General features: G+C 59.2%; 19 protein-coding genes and 1 pseudogene. 15 read left to right on the forward strand and 5 right to left on the reverse strand.

All coding sequences use genetic code 11. The annotated features are described in order from the left end of the window. Nucleotides 1-12: 12 nt before the first annotated feature. A complete protein-coding gene (locus ACTG1K_RS13195; RefSeq protein ID WP_440005674.1) occupies nt 13-1410 on the reverse strand; it encodes an alpha-amylase family protein in 1398 nt (465 codons plus the stop codon). Between the two features lie 262 nt (nt 1411-1672). Between ACTG1K_RS13195 and ACTG1K_RS13200 the strand changes: the two genes are divergently transcribed. Next, the gene (locus ACTG1K_RS13200) at nt 1673-1828 is read left to right on the forward strand and encodes a hypothetical protein (protein WP_213387141.1); all 156 of its coding nucleotides are present in this window, start codon (nt 1673-1675) and stop codon (nt 1826-1828) included. Nucleotides 1829-1986: 158 nt separating this feature from the next. On the opposite strand, the gene ACTG1K_RS13205 is transcribed toward ACTG1K_RS13200, so the two are convergent. Continuing rightward, entirely contained in the window at nt 1987-3042 is a 1056-nt protein-coding gene (locus ACTG1K_RS13205) for a PA0069 family radical SAM protein (RefSeq protein WP_440005676.1), read from the reverse strand. Between the two features lie 173 nt (nt 3043-3215). Between ACTG1K_RS13205 and ACTG1K_RS13210 the strand changes: the two genes are divergently transcribed. The 14 genes and pseudogenes from ACTG1K_RS13210 to ACTG1K_RS13275 all read left to right on the forward strand — a co-directional run bounded on the left by ACTG1K_RS13210 (nt 3216) and on the right by ACTG1K_RS13275 (nt 20167). Continuing rightward, complete coding sequence (locus ACTG1K_RS13210) at nt 3216-3803, forward strand: tetratricopeptide repeat protein (protein ID WP_181281609.1); 588 nt, start codon at nt 3216-3218, stop codon at nt 3801-3803. A gap of 233 nt (nt 3804-4036) precedes the next feature. Then, nucleotides 4037-5965, forward strand: a complete 1929-nt coding sequence (thrS, locus tag ACTG1K_RS13215) for a threonine--tRNA ligase (protein ID WP_064336042.1) — start codon at nt 4037-4039, stop codon at nt 5963-5965. A 21-nt stretch (nt 5966-5986) separates the two neighbouring features. Beyond that, entirely contained in the window at nt 5987-6517 is a 531-nt protein-coding gene (gene infC, locus ACTG1K_RS13220) for a translation initiation factor IF-3 (protein WP_196783562.1), read from the forward strand. Nucleotides 6518-6603: 86 nt separating this feature from the next. Then, nucleotides 6604-6801 carry a 50S ribosomal protein L35 gene (gene rpmI, locus ACTG1K_RS13225; protein ID WP_005336688.1) on the forward strand — a complete coding sequence of 66 codons (198 nt, stop codon included), beginning with the start codon at nt 6604-6606 and terminating at the stop codon, nt 6799-6801. Between the two features lie 15 nt (nt 6802-6816). Then, complete coding sequence (rplT, locus tag ACTG1K_RS13230) at nt 6817-7173, forward strand: 50S ribosomal protein L20 (RefSeq protein ID WP_005336687.1); 357 nt, start codon at nt 6817-6819, stop codon at nt 7171-7173. A 378-nt stretch (nt 7174-7551) separates the two neighbouring features. After that, a complete protein-coding gene (gene pheS / locus ACTG1K_RS13235; RefSeq protein ID WP_005351972.1) occupies nt 7552-8535 on the forward strand; it encodes a phenylalanine--tRNA ligase subunit alpha in 984 nt (327 codons plus the stop codon). A gap of 12 nt (nt 8536-8547) precedes the next feature. Beyond that, nucleotides 8548-10935 (forward strand): phenylalanine--tRNA ligase subunit beta, encoded by a 2388-nt coding sequence (gene pheT / locus ACTG1K_RS13240; RefSeq protein ID WP_440005678.1) that lies wholly within the window; start codon nt 8548-8550, stop codon nt 10933-10935. Nucleotides 10936-10938: 3 nt separating this feature from the next. After that, the gene (gene ihfA, locus ACTG1K_RS13245; protein ID WP_005300715.1) at nt 10939-11235 is read left to right on the forward strand and encodes an integration host factor subunit alpha; all 297 of its coding nucleotides are present in this window, start codon (nt 10939-10941) and stop codon (nt 11233-11235) included. Nucleotides 11236-11250: 15 nt separating this feature from the next. After that, the gene (locus tag ACTG1K_RS13250) at nt 11251-15240 is read left to right on the forward strand and encodes a response regulator (RefSeq protein WP_440005680.1); all 3990 of its coding nucleotides are present in this window, start codon (nt 11251-11253) and stop codon (nt 15238-15240) included. Continuing rightward, nucleotides 15227-16471 (forward strand): response regulator, encoded by a 1245-nt coding sequence (locus tag ACTG1K_RS13255; RefSeq protein ID WP_236355952.1) that lies wholly within the window; start codon nt 15227-15229, stop codon nt 16469-16471. The genes ACTG1K_RS13250 and ACTG1K_RS13255 overlap by 14 nt, the downstream gene beginning before the upstream one ends. 3 nt (nt 16472-16474) lie before the next feature. Beyond that, nucleotides 16475-17116, forward strand: coding sequence for a GNAT family N-acetyltransferase (locus ACTG1K_RS13260; RefSeq protein WP_042083158.1), 642 nt, complete (start codon nt 16475-16477; stop codon nt 17114-17116). 60 nt (nt 17117-17176) lie between these two features. Beyond that, complete coding sequence (cobB, locus tag ACTG1K_RS13265) at nt 17177-17950, forward strand: Sir2 family NAD+-dependent deacetylase (RefSeq protein WP_042083156.1); 774 nt, start codon at nt 17177-17179, stop codon at nt 17948-17950. A 91-nt stretch (nt 17951-18041) separates the two neighbouring features. Then, on the forward strand, nt 18042-18518 hold the full coding sequence (locus tag ACTG1K_RS13270; RefSeq protein ID WP_425857199.1) for a hypothetical protein: 477 nt from the start codon (nt 18042-18044) through the stop codon (nt 18516-18518). After that, nucleotides 18518-20167, forward strand: a pseudogene (locus tag ACTG1K_RS13275) (diguanylate cyclase domain-containing protein). The gene ACTG1K_RS13270 and the pseudogene ACTG1K_RS13275 overlap by 1 nt, the downstream one beginning before the upstream one ends. A gap of 86 nt (nt 20168-20253) precedes the next feature. Here the strand turns inward: ACTG1K_RS13275 and ACTG1K_RS13280 are convergent. From ACTG1K_RS13280 to rbsB, 3 genes are all read right to left on the reverse strand, one after another. Then, nucleotides 20254-21258 (reverse strand): substrate-binding domain-containing protein, encoded by a 1005-nt coding sequence (locus tag ACTG1K_RS13280; protein WP_021230082.1) that lies wholly within the window; start codon nt 21256-21258, stop codon nt 20254-20256. Next, entirely contained in the window at nt 21258-22190 is a 933-nt protein-coding gene (gene rbsK / locus ACTG1K_RS13285; RefSeq protein ID WP_440005683.1) for a ribokinase, read from the reverse strand. Before rbsK ends, ACTG1K_RS13280 begins: the two co-directional genes overlap by 1 nt. 108 nt (nt 22191-22298) lie before the next feature. Beyond that, nucleotides 22299-23174 (reverse strand): ribose ABC transporter substrate-binding protein RbsB, encoded by an 876-nt coding sequence (gene rbsB / locus ACTG1K_RS13290; RefSeq protein ID WP_005360585.1) that lies wholly within the window; start codon nt 23172-23174, stop codon nt 22299-22301. Nucleotides 23175-23206: the final 32 nt, after the last annotated feature.

Genomic DNA, 23206 nt, shown 5'->3' on the forward strand with positions numbered 1-23206 from the left:
GTGCTGGCCTGATCACTCCTGCAGCCACATTCTGGCGCTGCGGGCGGGAATGGCGACCCGTACCCACTGGCTCTGCACGTTGATCACGTCACCTTGGTCGAGCACGTCACGATAGTTGCGATACCAGTTCATCTCGAACCTGGCGGTATCGAGCCAGTACTCCTGCTCATAGTCGCACTTGTTGATGCCGACCAGCCCCTGTTTGCCCCGTTGGAACAGCACGAAGCAGTCGCCACTGCCGACCAGCTGCATGGGCTGGCCCTGCACCGCATTGTGGAAACGGATCATCCCCTTGAGATCGGCGCGCTGGTAGTAATCCTGCCAGCGCAGTCCATCCTTGGCCTGGGTCTCGCCGTGATCCGAATAGACCAGTGGTGAGCCACCATCGCGGCCGAGCAGGTAGGCATAGGCCAGCTTCTCGTCAGTCTGGCTCAGGATCTGATAGCGGAAGCCGTCGTTGGTGGGGATGTCGTGGGTCACGGCAAAGGTGACGGCGCGATTGCCCGGTAGCGCCTGACCATAGGCGCCCGGATCCGCCAGCAGGTTCATGCTGCCACCGTAACTTAACGCACCACGCAGGGAGGCAAACAGCGGAAAGTCATAGGCTCCCTGGCCGCTGCTGTCGAGGTAGGGTTTGAGGAAGCGCTCGTAATCGGTGCTGCCTGCCCCTCCTGTGGTGATCACCTCGCCAAACACGTGCATCCCCTGTTTGATCTCGGGGGTGAACACAGCATTGATCTGGTAATCGCTCATGTGTTTGACCGCATCGATCCGAAAACCCTTGATCCCCATCCCCTTGAGCGCCTTGAGATATGCCTGTTGCTGGCTGACCACCCAGTTGTTGGGATCCAGATCCGGCAGCCCCTTGTCACCGGCACTGCCACAGAGTCGCCAATACTGGACATGACCCGGATCGCTCCAGTCGCTGATGCACCCTTCCGGATGAAAATCCTGACCGGAGAGGAAGTTTTGCCCCAGATCGCCAAACAGTTTCTGGCGCTCGAAATAGGCCGGGTTGCTGGCGTAGCTTTGCAGCAGCTCGTTGCCGGGATAGTTGAGGTCTTGGCGTTTCCAGCTTTCGTTGGCCATGTGGTTGAGCACCACATCGGCGTAGACGGCGATGCCCCGCGCCTTCATGGCGGCGATCAGCTGCTCGAGATCCTGCTTGTTGCCAAGAGGGGAGTCGACAAGACGCAGATCCTGCGGCTGGTAACGAGCCCACCACTCGTTGCCTGATGACTTGAGAGGTGGCGAGATGAGTACCTGTTTGTAACCGGCTGACTTGATAAGGTCGGCTTTGGCGGTCACTTCACTGTACTTCCAGTTGAAGGTGTGCAATATGACGTCGGCGTGCGCCAAGGGGGCGATCAGCATGCCTGTGATCGCCCATATTCCCGCTGTGTGTTTCATTATTGTGTCCCTGTTTTTATAGATGCCTGAATGGGCAACCCAGCTTTGGCGGGAACAGGATGTGCTGCAATTCACAACCTGCAGATTTGTGACCGCTTTCAGGATGATTTCGCCGAATATGTGAACTGTTTCGGCTTTTCCTCGCCACCGCCAGTTGCCTTTTTACAAGTGATTTTTTTGTCATTTCCCTGTCATTCCCAGTCGCTATCCTGCCGGGCGAGTGGTGCGTTGTTGCCATCACCTTCACCCTCAGGAGCTGCATATGACCAGTTGGATCACGTGGGAAATTTGGTGGAGCCGGGTATGGGGCGAATCAGAGATGCCGCAATATGAAGAGGATGAGCACGAAGTGGCTCATGAACCCTCGCGACTACCGGTTGAAATGGTGCAACAGGGGCGGGATCAGCGCGCAGGCTAAGGCGTTAGCCCTCTCTTTACCGGATAGCGCTTTCTTGTCGCGACATGGCTACTTCGTTGGAAAATTCTGAAAAGCGGGATTTCCACGGGATGTGTTGCGCCATATCTTCCTCTCAAGCTCTTGGCACGCCTGATGTGTGAAGGGCGTGAGCAGGGGGATTAGAAGAGCGACAGCTGCTCTCCCGGGCGGATAAATCCATCCAGCCTGAGCTGAATATGGCGTTTACCCAGATCGAGGCGCTTGTTGATAAGGCGAAAGCGCTGGGCCAGCAGATCGGCAAAGTGCCCCTCACCGCGCATGCGGGTGCCGAAGGCGGTACTGTTGAGCCCGCCACCGCGGCTGGCTCGCAACTGATTCAAAATAGCCTCCTTCTGGCCCGGATAGTGGGTATCGAGCCAGTCACCAAATAGCGGCGCCAGCTCGTGGGGCAGGCGCAGCAGGATGTAATCGGCGCAACTGGCGCCAGCCTCGGCGGCCGATTTGATGATCTGCTCCAGCTCCGGTTCATTGAGCCGCGGGATCATGGGGGCGGCCAGTACCCCCACCTGCACGCCAGCGTTGGCTAGCTTCTCGATCACTTTCAAGCGGCCTGCGCCCGTGCTGGCGCGGGGCTCCAGCTGTCGGCGCAGGGTTTCGTTCAAGGTCGTCACCGACACCATCACCTGACACAGTCCCTCTCTGGCCAGCTCGGTCAACAGATCGAGGTCGCGCAAGATCATGGCGCTTTTGGTAATAAGCCCGACCGGATGGCGGTGGGCCAGCATCACTTCCAGCAACTGCCGGGTGAGGCGATAGCGCTGCTCGATGGGTTGATAGGGGTCGGTATTGGCGCCAATGAAGATGGTCTGTGGCTGATAGGCCGGTTTGGCAAACTCCCGACGCAGCAGATCGGCTGCATTGCGTTTCGCAAACAGCTTGCTCTCGAAATCGAGACCGGGGGAGAGCTCCAGATAGGCATGACTGGGTCTGGCATAGCAGTAGATGCAGCCGTGTTCGCACCCCTGATAGGGGTTGATGGAGCGCCCAAAGGGGACATCCGGCGAGCTGTTGTAGCTGATGATGCTGCGTGCATCGATCTCCCGCACCTCGGTGCCAGGCACAGAAGGAGTGAAGGTGGCATCCCAATCGGACGATTGCCAGCCGTCATCAACCGCTTCGACAAGGGGGCCGCTAAAACGGTGATCGATATTGTGGGGGCTGCCTCGTCCTGCCATGGTGTGCACCGATACTGTTTATACATACAGTTATTTTGCAGGTGCCCCGGATAAATGACAACTACTGCTGAGCGACCGGGTGCAAAAAGGGTTGTTGCAGGGATCTCTTGCTTGATTGCGGCGCTACATTTCGTTTACATAGACGAAATGAGAACTGGATCACGGAAATTATCATGAGTCCCACCACTTCCCGTTGGCTATTTATCGGTCTGATTGCGCTGGTTATCTGGCGTCTGCTTCCGCTCTCCACCGAGCAGGAGATGGCTGCTGCCAACCGTGCCTGGCGTACCGGTCACTTTGATGAGGCGACCCGGATCTGGTCGCCACTGGCCGATCAAGGCCAACCTCGGGCGCAAGCCTTGATGGGCTGGAGCCATGAAGTGGGGCAGGGGAGCGAGCAGGATATCCATCAGGCCATCAGCCTCTATCGCCAGTCCGCGCAGGCAGGGGATCCCTTCGGCCAATATCGGCTGGCAGAGCTCTATCTGCGCGGTGTTGGGGTCAAGCGAGATCTGCGCCAAGCCTTTCACTGGATGGATCAGGCTGCCCGCAATGGTGATGTCCCGGCCATGCTGAAAGTCGGCGTCCTTCATCTGATGGGGGTCAGCGGCAGGGTCGATCTGCCTCAGGCGAAACAGTGGCTCTATCAGGCGGCACAAAAGGGCAACAAGCTGGCGCTTCAGGTGCTGCAAGAGCTGGCGCTGGCCGAGGAGGGGAGCAGTGACTTTGACTTCAACTGGCAATCCCTGCTTGGTGAATAGTCGGCAGGCGACTCATTTGACTGTAGAAAATATCTGCAAATCCGATACAGCACGCCCGACTTCTGGTAGCATGGGGGCCGTTTTGGCTTGGTTTGTCATGTTAGACATGCTGTTTGCGTGTCAGGCCGTCTTCGCAAAGTGCTGTGGAGAACCAGAACATCACCTTTTTGAATCTCTTTTCCATCCCGCATGTGACCTTTGGTAGGGGTCACCACTGTATAAGGAAACACATAATGCCAATCATTACTCTGCCTGACGGCAGCCAACGTCAATTTGCCCACTCTGTTTCCGTCATGGATGTGGCTGCGGACATCGGTCCCGGTCTCGCCAAGGCGTGCATTGCCGGTCGGGTAAACGGTGAACTGGTTGATGCGTGCGAGCTGATCGAAGCCGATGCCTCGCTGGCCATCATCACCGCCAAAGACGAAGAAGGTCTGGACATCCTGCGCCACTCCTGCGCCCACTTGCTGGGTCATGCTATCAAGCAACTCTGGCCCCAGACCAAGATGGCCATCGGTCCTGTCATCGACAACGGCTTCTACTATGACGTTGATCTTGACCGTACCCTGACCGATGAAGATCTGGCTGCCCTGGAAGAGCGCATGCTGGCGCTGGTAGCCAAGGATTACGACGTCATCAAGAAGAAAGTCTCCTGGCAAGAAGCGCGCGATGTATTCGAGGCGCGCGGCGAGTCTTACAAAGTCGAAATCCTGGATCAGAACATTGCCCGTGATGACCAGCCAGGTCTCTATCATCACGAAGAGTACATCGACATGTGTCGCGGCCCGCACGTGCCCAACATGCGTCACTGCCACCACTTCAAGTTGCTGAAGATGTCCGGCGCCTACTGGCGTGGCGACTCCAACAACAAGATGCTGCAGCGTATCTACGGTACCGCCTGGGCTGACAAGAAGCAGCTCAAGGCCTATCTGCAGCGTCTGGAAGAGGCCGCCAAGCGCGACCACCGCAAGATCGGCAAGCAGCTCGACCTGTATCACATGCAGGAAGAAGCACCCGGTATGGTGTTCTGGCACAACGATGGCTGGACCATCTTCCGTGAGCTGGAAACCTTTATCCGCGGCAAGCTCAAAGAGTACGACTATCAGGAAGTGAAAGGTCCGTTCATGATGGACCGCGTCCTGTGGGAGCGTTCAGGTCACTGGGAGAAATATGCCCAGGCCATGTTCACCACCCAGTCCGAGAACCGCGAGTACGCCATCAAGCCGATGAACTGCCCGGGTCACGTCCAGATCTTCAACCAGGGTCTGAAATCCTACCGCGATCTGCCGCTGCGTATGGCCGAGTTTGGCTCTTGCCACCGCAACGAGCCGTCCGGTTCCCTTCACGGTCTGATGCGGGTGCGCGGCTTCACTCAGGATGACGCTCACATCTTCTGTACCGAAGAGCAGATCATGGAAGAGGTCTCCGGCTGTATTCGTATGGTCTATGACGTCTACGGTACCTTTGGTTTCGAGAACATCGTGGTCAAGCTCTCCACTCGTCCCGAGCAGCGTATCGGCTCCGACGAGATGTGGGATCGCGCCGAGAAAGCCCTGGCCGAAGCGCTGGAGCTCAACGGTCTGAAGTACGATCTGCAGCCGGGTGAAGGGGCGTTCTACGGTCCCAAAATTGAATTTACCCTGCACGATTGCCTTGATCGTGCGTGGCAATGTGGTACCGTGCAGCTCGACTTTGCCCTGCCTGGTCGTCTGGGTGCCACTTATGTGGGCGAAAACAACGATCGCCATGTACCCGTGATGATCCACCGGGCCATCCTGGGTTCTATCGAGCGCTTCATCGGTATTCTGACTGAAGAGTACGCCGGTCTGTTCCCGACCTGGTTGGCACCGACTCAGGCTGTGGTCATGAATATCACGGACAATCAGGCCGATTATGCGGTGAAAGTAGCCAAAGCATTGAATGATGCGGGCCTTCGCGCAAAAGCGGACTTGAGAAATGAGAAGATTGGCTTTAAAATCCGCGAGCATACTTTGAAGCGAGTACCTTTCATGCTGGTCTGCGGCGATAAAGAAGTTGAAGCCGGTAAGATTGCAGTACGGACTCGTAAAGGGGCTGACCTGGGCACTTATCCTGTTGAAGAGTTCATCGCTCTGTTGACCCAAGAAGTTCAGACCCGCGGACAAAAGAAAGTGGAGGAATAAGCTATAAAAGGCGGAAAAAAACTGGGCAAGCAACCGCAAGCCCGCGCTCACCGGATCAATGAAGAGATCCGTCTGAAAGAAGTTCGTCTGACTGGTCTGGATGGTGAAGCCATTGGCATTACCTCCATTCAGGATGCTCTGAACTTGGCCGCAGAGGCCGGAGTTGATCTGGTAGAGATCAGTCCAAATGCTGAGCCGCCCGTTTGCCGGATCATGGATTACGGCAAATTCCTCTACGAAAAGAGCAAAACAACCAAAGAACAGAAGAAAAAGCAGAAAGTCGTCCAGGTCAAGGAAATCAAATTCCGTCCTGGCACTGACGAAGGCGACTATCAGGTAAAACTACGCAACCTGGTTCGCTTTCTGGAAGACGGGGACAAGGCTAAGGTCACCCTGCGCTTCCGTGGTCGTGAAATGGCCCACCAGGATCTTGGTATCAAGGTTCTGGAGCGCGTCAAGAACGATCTGGAAGAGTTGGCCGTAGTCGAGTCGTTCCCGAAAGTCGAAGGCCGTCAAGCTGTGATGGTTCTCGCACCTAAGAAGAAATCTTAAGGCCCACAAGAAATTGTCTCATGGGGCAAGCCCCATGAGACGGTTCGCCTTGCGATTTTGTTGTCACTCACAATGCGGAGTATGAAATGCCGAAGATGAAAACCAACCGGGGTGCTGCAAAGCGCTTCAAGAAGACTGGCTCGGGTCGCTTCAAGTGCAAGCACAACCACCTGCGTCACATCCTGACCAAGAAGAGCAGCAAGCGTAAGCGTCAGCTGGGACCGAAATTCATGGTTTCTGCTGCCGACCACAAACGTGTTGTCGCTTGTCTGCCGTACGCATAAGGGGGGATGTGAAAAATGCCAAGAGTTAAACGTGGTGTGACTGCTCGAGCTCGTCACAAGAAAGTAATGAAAGCCGCCAAAGGTTACTACGGCGCCCGTTCCCGTGTTTACCGCGTAGCGGTACAAGCGGTAACCAAAGCTGGTCAGTATGCCTACCGTGACCGTCGCCAGAAAAAGCGTCAGTTCCGTCAGCTGTGGATTGCGCGTATCAACGCTGCAGCCCGTCAGAATGGTCTGTCCTACAGCCGTCTGATCAACGGTCTGAAGAAGGCTTCTATCGAGATCGATCGCAAGATCCTGTCCGATATCGCCGTTCACGACAAAATGGCTTTCACCGCCCTGGTTGAAAAAGCTAAAGCAGCTCTGGTTTAATCCAGTTCTGTTATAAACGCTAAAAGGAGGCTCAGGCCTCCTTTTTTGTGTTTGTCATTCACGGTTTCACATTACTTTTCCCTTTCTCCCATCCATATTCTGTCCACTGTTTTACACGCGCTACAGTTTTCTCCATACAAGGCGATATGTGCGAGATGACCTGTTTTACAAATGGCTTATATGCCAACAAACTAGATGTTTGTTCCACTATTTAAGGAGTGGTGGTGAACCGATAAGACTCGCTTGATATAACAAAATGATTTGTAGGGAGAAAAGCCCACCTTAACTATGGTCAGCGAAGGGGCTTTTTTGTATTATTCCCCTCTTGACCTTATTTAGCCTAAAGGCTCCTGTACCGGGAGTGGTGACGAGGAAGACATGCAACAGCTTGAAGAAGTAGTCGGCCAAGCCAGAGCCGAAATTGAGGGCGTGAGCGATATCGCTACCCTCGACGAAATCCGGGTCAAATATCTGGGTAAAAAGGGCTTTTTTACCGAGCAGATGAAGGGCCTGGGTGCCTTGTCTGCCGAAGAGCGTCCCGCCGCGGGCGCCGTGATCAACCAGGCCAAACAGCAGGTTCAGGATGCGCTGAACGAGCGTCGTGAAGCGCTCGAAGTCGCCGTGCTGAACCAGAAGCTGGCTGCCGAGACCATCGACGTCAGCCTGCCGGGTCGCCGCATCGAGAATGGCGGTCTGCATCCTGTAACCCGCACCATCGAGCGCATCGAGCGCCTGTTTGGCGAGATGGGCTTCAAGGTTGCCCGTGGTCCCGAGATTGAAGATGGCTTCCACAACTTCGATGCGCTGAACATTCCGGCTCATCACCCGGCGCGTACCGATCACGATACCTTCTACTTCAATCCTGATCTGATGCTGCGTACCCACACCTCCGGTGTGCAGATCCGCACCATGCAGCAGCAACAGCCGCCGATCCGCATCATCGCGCCGGGCCGCGTCTATCGTAACGACTACGACATGACCCACACCCCGATGTTCCATCAGGTTGAAGGTCTGCTGGTTGACGAGCATGCCAGCTTTACCGAGCTGAAGGGCATTCTGCACGACTTCCTGCGCAACTACTTCGAGGAAGATCTGACCATTCGCTTCCGTCCTTCCTACTTCCCGTTCACCGAGCCGAGCGCTGAAGTGGACGTGATGGGCAAGAACGGCAAGTGGCTGGAAGTGCTGGGCTGCGGTATGGTGCACCCGAACGTGCTGCGTTCGGTCGGTATCGATCCGGAAAAATACTCGGGCTTTGCCTTCGGCATGGGCGTTGAGCGCCTGACCATGCTGCGTTACGGGGTCAACGACCTGCGTGCCTTCTTCGAAAACGACCTGCGCTTCCTCAAGCAGTTCAAGTAAGGGCGAGAGAACATGAAATTCAGTAAATCCTGGGTGATGGAGTGGGTCCGCACCGAGTTGAGTGACAACGCGCTGGCCGAGCAGATCACCATGGCCGGTCTGGAAGTGGACGCCGTGGAAGCGGTTGCCGGCCAGTTCAACAATGTGGTCGTGGGTGAAGTGGTCGAGTGCGCCCAGCATCCGGACGCCGACAAGCTGCGGGTGACCAAGGTCAACGTGGGTGAAGCCGAGCTGCTGGACATCGTCTGTGGCGCGCCGAACTGCCGTCAGGGCTTGAAAGTGTGTGTGGCCAAAGTAGGGGCGACCCTGCCGGGTGATTTCACCATCAAGAAAGCCAAGCTGCGTGGCCAGCCGTCTCACGGCATGCTTTGCTCTTTCAGCGAGCTGGGTATCGACGTTGAAGCCGATGGCATCATCGAGCTGCCGGCCGATGCCCCCATCGGTACCGATATGCGTGACTACCTCAATCTGAACGACGTCTCCATCGACGTGGATCTGACTCCGAACCGTGCCGATTGCCTCGGTATCGCGGGTCTGGCTCGTGAAATTGGCGTGCTCAACAGCGTGGACGTGGTCGAGCCGACCTGGGCACCAGCTGTTGCTACCATTGATGCAACTTTCCCGATCCGGGTTGAAGCACCAGCTGATTGCCCCCGTTATCTGGGCCGCGTCATCAAGGGGCTGAACTTGCAGGCCCAGAGCCCGCTCTGGATGCAAGAGAAGCTGCGCCGTGGCGGCATTCGCTCCATCGACGCCATCGTCGACATCACCAACTATCTGCTGCTGGAATACGGTCAGCCGATGCACGCCTTCGATCTGGCTACCCTGGAAGGGGAACTGGTGGTACGTCGCGCCCACGCTGACGAGCCGATGACCCTGCTCGACGGTAACGAAGTGAAGCTCAAAGAGACCACCTTGGTGATTGCCGATGCCAAAGGTCCTGCCTGCATGGCCGGTATCTTCGGCGGCAACCGCACCGGTGTATCCGAGACCACTACCGACATCTTGCTGGAGTGCGCCTTCTTCGCGCCGCTCTCCATCACCGGTCGTGCTCGCGCTTACGGTTTGCACACTGACTCTTCCCACCGCTTCGAGCGTGGGGTTGATCCCGAGCTGCAAGCCAAGGTGATGGACAGAGCCACCCGTCTGCTGTTGGACATCTGCGGCGGTGAAGCCGGTCCGGTCATCGAGGTCAAATCCGATGCCCATCTGCCGAAAGCGGCCCCCATCAAGCTGCGTCGCAGCAAGCTCGACAAGGTGATCGGTATCAGCGTGGCGGATGCCCAAGTGATCGAGATCCTCACCCGCCTCGGCATGCAGGTGACTGTGGATGCTGACGGTTGGACTGCGCTGGCACCCTCCTGGCGTTTCGATATCGCCATCGAGGAAGACCTCATTGAGGAAGTGGCTCGCATCTACGGCTACAACAACATCCCGAACCTGAAACCCGCAGCCTCTCTGGCGATGGTTGAGCAGGCAGAAGGGCAGGTGACCTTGAAGCGCGTACGCGACCTGCTGGTTGACCGCGGTTTCCAGGAAGCGATCACCTATAGCTTCGTCGATCCCAAGACCCAGCAAACCCTGTTCCCGCAGAGCGATGCCATCGTGCTGCCGAACCCGATCTCGGTCGAGATGTCCGCCATGCGTGTCTCTCTGTTCCCGGGGCTGGTGCAAGCCGTTGTTTACAACCAGAATCGTCAGCAGCCGCGTGTGCGTCTGTTCGAGCAGGGTCTGCGTTTCATCAAGGATGAAAGCGCCGAGAACGGCATTCGTCAGGAGCCGATGCTGGCCGGTATCATCACTGGCAACCAGAGCGACGAGCACTGGGACATCAAAACCCGCGCCGCCGACTTCTTTGATTTGAAAGGGGATCTGGAAGCGGTGCTGGATTTGACCGCCGAAGGGGCCACCTTTACCTTCGAGCGCACCGAGCACAGCGCCCTGCACCCGGGCCAGAGCGCAGCCATCCTGCGTAATGGCGAGATCATCGGCCACATCGGCGTGATCCACCCGAGCCTCGAGAAGAAGCTGGGCCTCAAGAGCCGTGCGGTGATGTTTGAGCTGGAGCTGGACAAGCTGACCCCGGCCAAGGTGCCGGTTGCAGCCGAGGTTTCCAAGTTCCCGGCGAACCGTCGCGACATCGCCGTGGTGGTCGATCGTCAGGTTCTGGCAGGTGATGTGCTTGCGGTAATTAAAAAAGTTGGCGGAAATCAGGTAGTTGGAATAAACTTGTTTGACGTATACCAGGGTGCTGGTATGGCAGAGGACAAGAAGAGCCTGGCCATCAGTCTTGTATTGCAAGATACCCAGCGCACCCTGGAGGAGAAAGAGATTGCCGAGACCGTAGACAATGTCGTGCGGGCCCTTGGTGAAGAGTTGAATGCATCCTTGAGGGATTGATCTATGGCGCTTACCAAAGCCGACATTGCAGAGCACCTGTTCACCCAGCTCGGGATGAGCAAGCGTGAAGCCAAAGATATGGTGGAAGCCTTCTTTGAGGAAATCCGACAGGCGCTTGAGCGTGGTGAACAAGTCAAGATTTCAGGCTTCGGTAACTTTGACCTTCGTGAGAAGAATCAGCGTCCCGGACGCAACCCCAAGACGGGCGAGGATATTCCTATCAGCGCCCGCCGCGTGGTGACCTTCCGGCCTGGCCAGAAGCTCAAGGCCAGGGTAGAAAATGTTGAACCCAACGAGTGATAAAAAGCCAGGCAGATGCCTGGCTTTTGTTTTCAGATGACCAAATTCCCCGTTTTTCTTCTGGGTGCCGTACTGGCACTGCCATTGCACGCCAAGCCTTTGCAGACCACAGTGCTGCCGTTGGCGCCGGCGACCCAAGCTTATGTAAATTCACTGAGTCAGCTTTCGCTCTGCTATCCTGCGACGCTTCCTCCACCATACCTGATGGCCGAGGGGGGACTGCTCAAGGATCGTCTCGCCCGGTTGCAGGAGTTGTTCCCGATTCCGCTTGTGCTCAAAGAGCTGCCCGATTGGCAGACATTGCGCAACGGGCTTGCAGAGGGGGAATGCGACATCATTCCCTATGTCGGAACCCGCAAGAAGGCCGTGGAGGGCATGCGGTTAAGTCGTCCGATGATGGAGACCGATGCCGCCATCCTCTACAAGGGAGAAAATCTCACACAGGCCCGCTTTCTGGTCTACTCAGTGGCAGACTCAGCCCGCCTGCTGCACGAGCTCTATCCCCAGGCACGCGTTATTTCCCTAAAAAGCGGAGAGAAGGTCTACGACGCGCTGCAGAGTGGCAAGGGTGATGCCTATCTGGGGGACTATCTGCAACTGCGCTATCTGATGCGCGAGTTTCCTGCCGATGGTTTGCGCCTGCGCCGCCTGTTTGGTGAGGATCGGATCATCAGCTATCGCCTGATGATGCGCGATCAGCCGGAGTTGGCCAATCTGGTGGACACCCTGATCCGTCATATGCCCGCCGGTACTATCTATACCGATCTGGCCCGTTATCTCGATCAGGGGTCGCTCTACGTCAACCAGCCCCACTTCAGCGATACCGAGCAGGCCTGGTTATCCGGCCGCGGTCGCACCATTCGCCTGGTGGTCAATCCCGAGTTGATGCCCTATAGCGGCGTCAATGATCTGGGGGAGGCGAAGGGGTGGAGCGCGGATGTGCTGCGCTGGGTCACCCAGGAGACCGGCCTGAAATACAAGCTGGTACCTGCCGCCAGCAAGGCGGAGGCCGTAGAAAAGCTGCGCCGTGGTGAGGCGGATATGATGGCCGGCTTGCCGGAATCCCCGGCATTGACGGATCAGTTCATGTTCAGTCGGACGATCTCCACCAACCGGTTTGCCTTGATCAGCAAGCGCAAGCTGGCTGCTGATCGCATTACCCAACTCCAGCGCCAACGTATTCTGGTGCCGGAATCCCTCTACGATCCCTCCTTGCTCGCCCTGCTCGGTGATCAGGAGTGGGTTCGCACCGACGGCCTCGAGCAGGGGCTTGCCGCGATCAAACAGGGCAAGGCTGACGCCATGCTGAGCGAGCTATATCAGCTGCAATATCCCCAGCGTACCAACTTGCTGGAAGGGCTCGATATCGAGGAGCTGGAAGATCGCTTCAGTCTTGGCTTTGCCATCAACAAGAGTCAGACCGAACTGGCCGGGGTGATGGATCGCAACCTGATGGCGCTGACCAGCACCCAGATTGACGAACTTAACCAGCGCTGGCGCCGCTTGCTCGTCGTGCAGCAGCCTGGCGTGAGCTACGCCGCCTGGTTTGGCTCCATCGCCATGGCACTGCTGATCAGCGGTATCGTCATCGGCGGGATCTGGCGCTCCCGCCAGCAACTGGCACGGGAAGTGGCCCAGCGTCACGCCGCCGAGAAGGCGCTGGCCATCGAGAGCGAGCTGCGGGAAACCATGTTTCAGGCGTTGCCGGTGCCCGTCTATCTGCGCAATAGCCAGGGCAAGGTGATCAAATCCAATAAACAGGGGCGACGTCTGGCCCTGCGCTATTCGCAGCAGTTGATGCTGCCGCCGGTACAGCCCCAGAAGAGTGAAGGAGAGCTGGTGCTGGGGGATCAGGTCTTCGCCTATGCCCAGCATCCGCTGCGACTGGACAAGCAGGCACCTGCCACCGATCTCATCGCCCTGTCGGATATCAGTGTGCTGCGTGAGCAGGCCCGTTTTCTGCGTCAGGCAGAGCGCCGCCTGCGCGCCCTGACCAATACCGTGCCCGGCGTGGTGCTGCAGTTTATGTTCGAGCGGGGACGGGTAGGGGGTATCGAGTTTATCAGCCGGGGCTGTTACGAGCTGCTGGGGCTGGCGAGCCAGCAGATCCGACGTGAGCCCAAACGGGTGCTCACTATGCTGGAGCGCGAGGATCGCCGCCGGGTACGCCGAGAGATGTTCGCCATGTTGCAGGTTGGCAAACCCTTCGCATTCACCATGCGCTATCACCATCCGACCAAGGGTCTGCGCTGGTTGCAGCTCTATGGCCGTGGCCGCAGTCAACCGCAGGGTTGGCGAATTTATGCGGTGATGCAGGATGCCACTTCCCGGGTCGAGCAGGATCAAGCACTGCAGCACTCCCATGAGCAGGCGCAACAGGCAGTTCTGGCCAAGGGGCGCTTTTTGGCCGCCATCAGCCACGAGATCCGCACGCCGATGAACGCCATGCTCGGCTTGCTGGAGTGGCTGGCCAGCACCCCTTTGTCGAGAGAGCAAGACTCTGCGCTGGCGCGGGTGCGTCAGGCGGGGGATGAGCTGCTCGGCCTGCTCAACGATGTGCTCGACTTTAGTCGCAACGAAAACAGCAAACTCTCCCTCTCGCCGCAACCCACCGATTTTGCCGAGCTGTGCGAGCACGTGGCGGCGGTGCACTGGACCAAGGCGCGGGCCAAGGGATTGCAACTGCGCCTTAAGTTGAACCCGGCTCTGCCAGCCCTGCAGACCCTCGACCCTCACCGGGTACGGCAAGTGCTCCACAACCTGCTCTCCAATGCCATCAAGTTCAGCCTGCGTGGGGAAGTGGTCCTGTGGGCCGAGGTGGTCGCATCGACCTTGCGCTTCGGTGTGGATGATCAGGGGCCGGGGATCACCGCCAAGATGCGTCCCACGCTCTTTATGCCGTTCGAGCAGTTTGCCGTTGAAGGGCAACTGCGGGCGCCGGGCACCGGTCTTGGTCTGGCGATCTGCAAGCAACTGATCGAGCAGATGGGGGGGCTTATCGATGTCGAGGGACGCGTCGGCGGCGGTAGCCGCTTCTATTGCGAGTTGCCGCTGAAGCGGGTACAGCAGGAGCCGGACTGGCAACCCAATGTGCGGCAGCTGGCGCTCTCTTTACCCCACGATGAGGCGCAAGCGCTCTCGCCCTGGCTCAGTCGATTGGGGATCGCCACCGTCAGCAACGCCGTTGATACGCTGCAAGCGGAGGTGGACGAGAAGGGGCTCTACTATTGGGCCTGGCAAGGGGAGTCCTGGGTGCCCGGGACCATCATCACCCTGCTGCAGCCACGGCTGACCCCGGATCAACCGGTCGCCGGTACCCAGCCCGGGCTTGGCATGCGGGTACTGCTGGTTGAAGATCACGATGTCAATCGCGAGCTGATCAGCCTGCAACTGGGGCAACTTGGTGCCAGCGTTATCACTGCCGCCAACGGGCAGCTGGCGCTGGAGATGCTGGCACAGCAGGAGGTGGATTTTGTGCTGACCGACCTGCAGATGCCGGTGATGAACGGGGCCGAGCTGTGCAGGCAATTGCGCCAATCCGCCCGTTGGGTCCGTCTGCCAGTCTATGTGATCACCGCAGATCTCAGTGATCAGGCGGCAAGGGAGCTGCAATCCTGCGGTTGCGATGGCCATCTGGACAAGCCGGTCGCCCTCAAGGAGCTGGCGACCTTGCTGCGCCATATTGCCAAAGAGGGGGGCAATGCTGTCGCCCCGACACCGATTGCCTCGCTGCTGACCGATGAACTGGCCGCCCTTTATCTGAAGGCTACCCGTGATGATTTGGCCGAACTTGAGCGCTGCAGCACAGAAGAAGATGAAGTTGGCGTGAATGCTGCTTTACACAAGTTGAAGGGGGCCGCCAGAATGGTAGGGGCGACTGCGTTGGTGGCGGTCATTGAAGAGTGGCAACAGGCGCCCCATCCGATGCTGCAAGCCAGATTGAACCGGGCACTGGATGAGTTCAGCCAGCAGTTTTCAAAGAGGGCTCAAGATGATCATCACTGATGAAGAATTACTGGCGTTGCTCGATTCGGAAGAGCATGAGGCGGCAGGATTTTGCCCCATTGTGCTCTATGCCCTCGACAGCACCGCCCATGAGTTGGCCAGCACCATGACATTGCCCTCCTATGTCACGCTGCACCGTACCCGACCGGATGCCTGCTGGCAGTGGGAAGGGTTGTTTGCGGCAGGTGCCATTGCCCTTTACGACCCCGCCGCTCATCAGCAGGCGGACTATTTCCCCCAGTTGCAGCAGCATGAGGGGATTTACGCTATCGGCGAGGATTGGCTGGGGGGGCTTGCCGCCAGTTACCGTAACTGGTGCAACTGGCTGGCCGCTAACAAGGTGCTGCTGCTCGAGGATCACCCGTTTCAGGGGATGCAACTGCAACAGACCATCGCCGGGTTGGGGCTCTCCTGTCAGTGGGTACAGGATGAATCGGCCTGTCTTGCGGCATTGTCGGCGGGCGACATCAGCCTGCTGGTGTGCGATCTCAGCCTAGTGGAGCAAGATGCCATCAGTCTGCTGATGAACCAGCCCCAGTTGCAGGAGGCCGGACTGCCCATTGTGCTGCTTTCGGCCCATGAGCAGACGCTGATCGACGGTGCCCGCCGCCTGCTGCACGATGCCGGTTTCAACATTCTTGCAGCACTGGCCAAGCCGCTTGATTGCGACGAGCTGCTCAGGTTGCTGCGCCGACTCTATCTGGGCCCGCTGCGTCAACAGCGCTTGAGCGGCCAGCGCCGCTCCATCCGCCGGTGGCAGGGGGAGGTGCAGGGTCAGCTTGGGCTGCTCTCCAGTCCCGCGACCCCTCATCCGGTCTGGCTGGCGGTAACGGGTTTACCCAGCCGCTGGGAGGCGCTCAAGGATTGGCTGACGGAGCAATCGCGCACCCCATCCGAACTGACCCTGCTGATCCACCGTCGAGACCACCTGCTCGGCAATGCCGATCGCTTTGCGCTGGTGCTGCAAGCCAGTCTGGCGGGGAGCAAGCTGGCGCTGCTGCTCGATAACAGCCAGCATCTGCCATTCGATCTGCTGGAGCGTTTGCCGCTGCAAGCCTTGCTGCTGGGGCAGGGGATCTTGCCGGAGATGGAATCCTTGACCGGTGACTCCCTGCTGGGACGCTTTATGGCCCGGGTTCGAGAGCTGGGGATCGCCGTCTATCTGGATGATCCTTACAACCTGCTCGACGTCGAGGTGTGGCGAGAGCGCGGTATGACGGGGCGCTGGTAAGCCATGCCGCGCTACCTCTGCTGGCCCATGCACCGGGAGCGCCTTGACAAAGGGCTGGATGGCTGGCCTCATCCGGTTTCCCGGGCCGCGCTGCCACTGGCGATGGAGGTCTCCGGGGTGCCTTGCTTGCTGCGCGAGCTGCATGGTGTGGCGCCTGCCCGCATGCTGGCCGCTTACGATGCATTGAGTGAAGAGAGCATCTATCTGCGCTTTATGCGCCCGAAACGGACGCCGCCACCGGAACAGGTGGCCCAGTTTCTCAATTACCATCCCGAACAACAGATCTCGCTGTTACTGACCGATCTGGCCGGTGAGCCGCTGGCTCAGGCGCAATCAATCCGCCGCCGCCTTCATCCCGATCGGGCGGAGTTTTCTTGCATCGTGGCGGATCACTTTCAGCACAAGGGGGCGGGGCGGCGCATTCTGCTGGCGCTGGCACTGCTGGCCAGGGAGGACGGGATCCGGGAGTGGACGGCGGAAGTGCTGGCCCAGAACCGGCCCATGCTGACCCTGCTCAAGCGCCTTGGCTTGCCGCTGACCCTGGTGACCGGACGGGAGATGGTCTTTGTCAGGCTGGATCTGTCGGTACTGGATGCCTGGTTATCCGTGCCGCCAGCGGTGCCGCTTAAGACCAAGGGCGAATAGTGACACTTTTTTCCCTGTGCTAAGGTCACATTTATTGTGCGGGGATAGACGGAGCAGCTTATGGCGCAGTCATACAAACATATCGTGATCCTGACCGGCGCGGGGATCTCTGCCGAATCCGGCATCAAGACTTTTCGTGCCTGCGACGGTTTGTGGGAAGAGCACAAGGTCGAGGATGTGGCGACCCCCGAGGGGTATGCCCGGGATCCCGAACTGGTGCTGCGCTTTTACAACTCCCGCCGCACACAGCTGCAACAGCCCCAGGTTCACCCCAATCCGGCCCACTATGCGCTGGCCCGCCTCGAGCGACTGCTGCCCGGTTCGGTGACTCTGGTCACCCAGAACATCGACAATCTGCACGAGAGCGCTGGCAGCAAGAACCTTATCCATATGCACGGCGAGCTGCTCAAGGCCCGCTGCCCGGAGTCCGGTCAGGTGATCGAGTGGCGTGGCGATCTCCATCAGGACGAGCTCTGCTCCTGCTGCCAGTTCCCTCAGCCGATGCGTCCCCATGTGGTCTGGTTTGGCGAAATGCCGCTCGGGCTGGATCGCATCTACAGTGCGCTGGCCCAGTGCGATCTCTTTATCTCCATCGGTACCTCTGGCGCAGTCTATCCGGCTGCCGGGTTTGTCCATGAAGCGGGCCTCAACGGGGCCCACACCATCGAGCTCAATCTCGAGCCGAGCGAAGTGGGCAGCCAGTTTGACGAGAAACGTTATGGCCCAGCCTCCCTGCTGGTGCCCGCCTATGTCGATGAGTTGCTGGAGGCGTGCGGCATTCATCAACCGAGGCAAGTCGAGGGGCACAACTGGATGGAGATGCGCGGTCCCTGAGCTACTGTGCGACGGGATAGTTGCAATGGTTCGGTGAAATCGCCACACTGGCAACCATTTAAAAAATGGGACGCAGTTGGCGCAAATTACCATGACCGCAGTAAAGCAATGGATCGCTTTTTTTCTCCTGATGCTGGCCAGTGCCAGCGCATCGGCCTCCATCCCCCTGATGACCCTGGTACTGCCAGATGGCCAGCAGGTGACCCTCGATGATGCGACCCTCTCCGCCTTGCCACAGACCGAGTTCACCACGACTACTCCCTGGACTCAGGGCTCCCACCACTATCGCGGGCCGACCCTGTCTGCCGTGCTGGCGGCGCAAGGGATCCCGGATGCTCGCAAGATCGCCGTTTCGGCCCTCAACGGCTATCAGCAGGTGGTGGATCTGGCCCTGTTCGACGGCGTGCCGCTGACCTTGGTGCGTCAGGAGGACGGCAAACCGCTGACCCGGCGCAACAAGGGGCCGCTCTGGCTGCTCATCCCGTTCACCACCTATCCCAAGCTGGACGTCCCTGCCATTCACAACTGCATGGTGTGGCAGGTGACCCGCATCGAGATCGTCGATTGATGGGGCTATCCCGCCAAAATCTGCTGTTGGTTGCGGTGTCGCTGCTGTTTCTGCTCTCGTCGGGCAGCAGCCTCTATCTGTAGTATCGGCAGGAGCAGCTGGTCGATACCTTCTACCGCAATGTCCACTGGAACATCAGCCAGGTGATGCTCGAATCCCAGCGTTTCCTCTACGACCTGCAGCTCTATCGGGCTGGCAGACTGTCGATGGAGACCCTGAGCCTCGATTACGATCTACTGTGGAACCGGCTCGACATCTTCCTCATCAGCAGTGAAACCGCCGAGATGCGCCAGCGGCACGGGCTCGGCAAGGTGCTGGCCACCCTGTTCGAGCAGATCAAGCAGCTCGAACCCCAGATGGAGGCTGGTGCGCTGCACGAGGGGGCTGAGCTTGCCCGCTTGCAGGAGGCGATCGCCAGCCAGACCGGTCTCATCGAACAGATAGGGGATCAGATCCTCTCCGGCCAGGAGCGGGAGCATTCGGTCAGCCAGATCCGCAACAGCCTGTTCTGGCTTCAGATCTGGCAACTGATCCTGTTGTTGACCGGTGGCGCTCTGGTCGCAGCCCTCATTCGCGCCAATCTGGCGAACCGTCGGCTTGCCCTGCTCGATCCCCTGACCCAGCTTGGCAACCGCCGTGCCCTGCAGGAGCAGCTCTCTCGCGCTCTGCATGCCGATGGTGTGAGCGCCCTGGTGGTGCTCGATCTCAAGCGCTTCAAGCAGGTCAATGATCTGCTGGGTTATCAGGTCGGTGATCGGCTGTTGCAGATGGTGGCCGACAAGCTGCAACAGGCCCATGGCAGCCACGCTTACCGGCTCGGCGGAGATGAATTTGCCGTGGTGTTGACCAAAGCGGATGATGCGCTGGAAACCGCCATTCATGAGCTGCTGGATCTGCTCCATTTCGAGTTCGTGACCCGGGAATGCAGCTTCGATCTGGCCTGTCGGCTCGGGGTCGCCAAGGCGCAGCAACAGGATGCCGCCCGGCTGCTGGATCAGGCGATCCTGGCCCTCAACCAGGCCAAGCGTAGCCAGGAGGGGGCGATCAGCTGGTTTGAGCCGGCCATGCTGCAGCAGCTTCAGTTGAGTCAGTAGCAGCTTCATCAGCTGCGAGAGTGGCTGGTTGGGCGCGAGCCTGCACCGCTGCGAGTGGCATTGCAGGAGCTCACAGACGGGCAGGGCAACGAGATGTGGCAATTGGCGCTTGAGTGGCGTGAGCAGGGAGTACCCTGCTATATGCGCTGGCTGCAGGAGTGCGGTGTGCTGGGGCCCGTGTTGGCCCGTGTGCTGCAAGCGCACGAGGCGCAGTATAACGATGGTCGGGCACTGCTGGTCCCGCTCGACAATCAGGCCCAGCTGACCCATCTACTGGCCTATTTGCCGGAGGCTTCCCGTACGCCGCTAGTGTTGCTGGTACCGACGCTACAGCCGGATGGTGCCTTGCTGGCGGGATTGCGGCAGCAGGGTTGCACTCTGGCGCTCAGAGAGATTGGCAGCACCACCGCGGCGCAGCTGGCAGCCGGCTGGCCTGTCCGCTACTGGTTGCCGCAGGGTGATGAAGATGGCGAGTTGCTGCAACCGCTGGCCAGACGATTGGGGCTGGTGCCACTGCAAGTGCTGGCAGCCAGGGAGACAAGGTCGCTGGCCTGAGGGCAAAACGCGGTATTGCATCGGCAAGAGACAAAATGAAACAAGGCGACCCTGGGGTCGCCTTGTTCGTTTATTGCCCCTGAACGTCAGGGACGGGGCGCGCAGGATTGCCTGATCACCAGGTCTGGGTCGACGGTGATCAGGTGATTCTCCACCGCTTCGCCGTTTATGCGAGCCAACAGGCGGGTAACGGCGAGGCGTCCCAGCTCCTCTTTGGGCTGGTTGACGGTGGTGAGCGGTGGCGACATAAATTCGGCCAGCGCCACATTGTCATAGCCAACGATGGAGATATCCCGCGGGATCACCAGCCCCGCCTGATGGGCGGCACTGATGGCCCCCATTGCCATCATGTCGTTGCAGACAAAGAGGGCGGTGGGACGCTCGGGCAATGCCAGCAGACGGGTCATCGCCTGATGGCCGCTGGCGCAGTCAAAATCCCCCTCCTGGATCCACTCTTGATTGAGCGTGAGACCTGCCTCCTGCAACGCCTGCTCAAAGCCAGCTTGGCGCTGGTTGGCGGGGGCGCGGCTGTGGGGGCCTGTGATGCAACCGATGGCGGTATGGCCCAGCTCAATCAGATGGCGGGTCGCCAGATAACCGCCGTGGAAGGAGTTGTCTGCGATAAGATCCACATCTTCGCTGACTAGCCCCCAATCCATCACCACCACCGGCAGGCTCTTGAGCCAGTCGAGCTGATTGAACACCTCTTGTTGGCCTTCGCTACACATGATCAGCAGACCATCGACCCGCTTGCGCAGCATCATCTTGAGGTAGGAGAGGGCCGTCTCGGCTTGACCCTCGGTGTTGCCCAGCATCAGGTTGTAGCCCTGCTCGAAGCAGTAGCGCTCCACCCCGCGCACCACCTCGGCAAAGAAGGGGTTGCTGGAGGTGGTGACCAGCATGCCGATACTGTTGGTCTCCTTCACCTTGAGGCTGCGGGCCACCAGACTCGGGGCATAGTTGAGCTCACGCATGGCGGCGAAGACCCGCTCGCGGGTCTCCTCAGCCACAAAACGGGTCTCGTTGATGACATGGGAGACGGTGGTGGTGGAGACCCCCGCCAGCGCCGCCACCTCCTTGATATTGGCCATCAGTGCCCCTGTGCAGTCTGCTCAAGCAGGAAGGTGTCGACCTCCTGCTTGCTCGGGATGGAGCTCTGGGCACCGAACCGAGTGACGGAGAGTGCCGCCGCCCCGTGGGCAAAGCGCACCGCGCTGTGGAAATCGGCACCGGCCAGTTCCGCTGCCAGCAGGGCGCCGTTGAAGGTATCGCCCGCGGCTGTGGTATCCACCGCCTTGACCCGAAAGCCCGGGATCAGCTGTTGCTGCTGGGCGTTGCTGCAATAGACCCCCTGCGACCCCAGGGTGATCATCACGTCCGCAATCCCCATCTGGTGGAAGCGGGCGGCCGCCTCGCGGGCACTCGCTTCATCGGTGACTTTTACGCCGGTCAACAGCTCGGCCTCGGTCTGGTTGGGGGTGATAAGGTCGACCAGTGCCAGCAGTTCGCTCGAGAGCGGACGGGCAGGGGCGGGGTTGAGCACCACCCGGGTGCCGTTGGCGCGAGCCAGCCGTGCAGCTTCATGGACGCTCTCGAGCGGCACTTCCAGCTGCAACAGCAGGGTGTGGGCGTCGGCGATCATCGCTTCGTGGTTTTTCACCACGGCAGGGGTGATGGCCCCGTTGGCTTCGGCGGAGATACCGATACTGTTCTCCCCCTCATCGCTCACATAGATGATGGCGATACCGGTCGGGAGCTTGGGATCGAGCTCGACGGCGCTGACGTCGATGCCATCTTTGGCAAAGCCGGCTTTCATCTGGTGGCCGATGGCGTCATCACCGATGCGGGCGATAAAGGAGACGGGAGCACCGAGACGGGCAGCCGCAACCGCCTGATTAGCCCCCTTGCCACCGGGCACTACCTGATAGCTGTGGCCGGTCAGGGTTTCACCCGGGCGAGGAAAGTGGGGAACGCGCAGCACATGGTCTGCATTGACACTGCCCAGAACGACGAGACGATTCATGTTGACTACTCCTGATGCATCTTGGCTTGAACACTGTGATGGCGTGAGCTCAAGCCGGGAGGCACCTGAACGAAAGGGAAAAGGGGAGGCGAGCCTCCCCCTTGTGATTTATTTGCTGACCACTTGCAGCGGTACCGGAATGGATTTCTCGACCGGCTGACCTTTCAGCACCTTGTCGGCAGTCTCGACGCCGATGGCACCGATCAGGGCTGGTTGCTGGGCCACGGTGGCGGCCAGTTTACCCTTGGCAACGGCGGCTTTGCCATCGTCAGTGCCGTCGAAGCCGACGATCATCACCTCTTTACCGGCAGCTTGTACCGCGCGGATGGCACCCAGCGCCATCTCGTCGTTTTGGGCGAACACTGCCTGTACGGTCGGATGGGCGGCCAGCAGGTTTTCCATGACGTTCAGACCCTTGGTGCGGTCAAAGTCGGCAGGCTGGGAAGCCAGTACCTGCAGCTTGTTGGCCGCCACGGCCAGGGCAAAACCTTCGCCACGGTCGCGGGCGGCGGAGGTACCGGCAATCCCTTCCAGCTGAATGACCTTGGCGCCGGTACCCAGTTTTTCGGTGATGAAGTCACCGGCCAGCTTGCCGCCCGCCACGTTGTCGGAGGCAATGTGGGCCTTGACCTCCCCCTGCGCGGCGCCGCGGTCCAGGGTCAGTACCGGGATGCTGGCGCGGTTGGCCAGACGAATGGCGTTGCCAACCGCTTCGGAGTCGGTGGGGTTGATCAGGATGGCGCCGACCTTGCGTACGGTGAGATCTTCCATGTTGGAGAGCTCTTTGGCCGGGTCATTCTGGGAGTCCAGTACCACCAGCTCGTAACCAAGCTCTTTGGCTTTGGCTTCAGCACCCTCTTTCATAGTGACAAAGAAGGGGTTGTTGAGGGTGGAGACCACCATGGCCAGGGTTTGATCGGCGGCCTGGGCGGTGCCCAGCACGGACATGATGGCGGCAGCGAGCAGGGTATTGAGCTTTTTCATCATTTCATTCCTTGTGTGTGGCATGTCGTACG

The organism is Aeromonas sp. 102P, assembly GCF_051920345.1.
GTDB lineage: Bacteria > Pseudomonadota > Gammaproteobacteria > Enterobacterales > Aeromonadaceae > Aeromonas > Aeromonas veronii.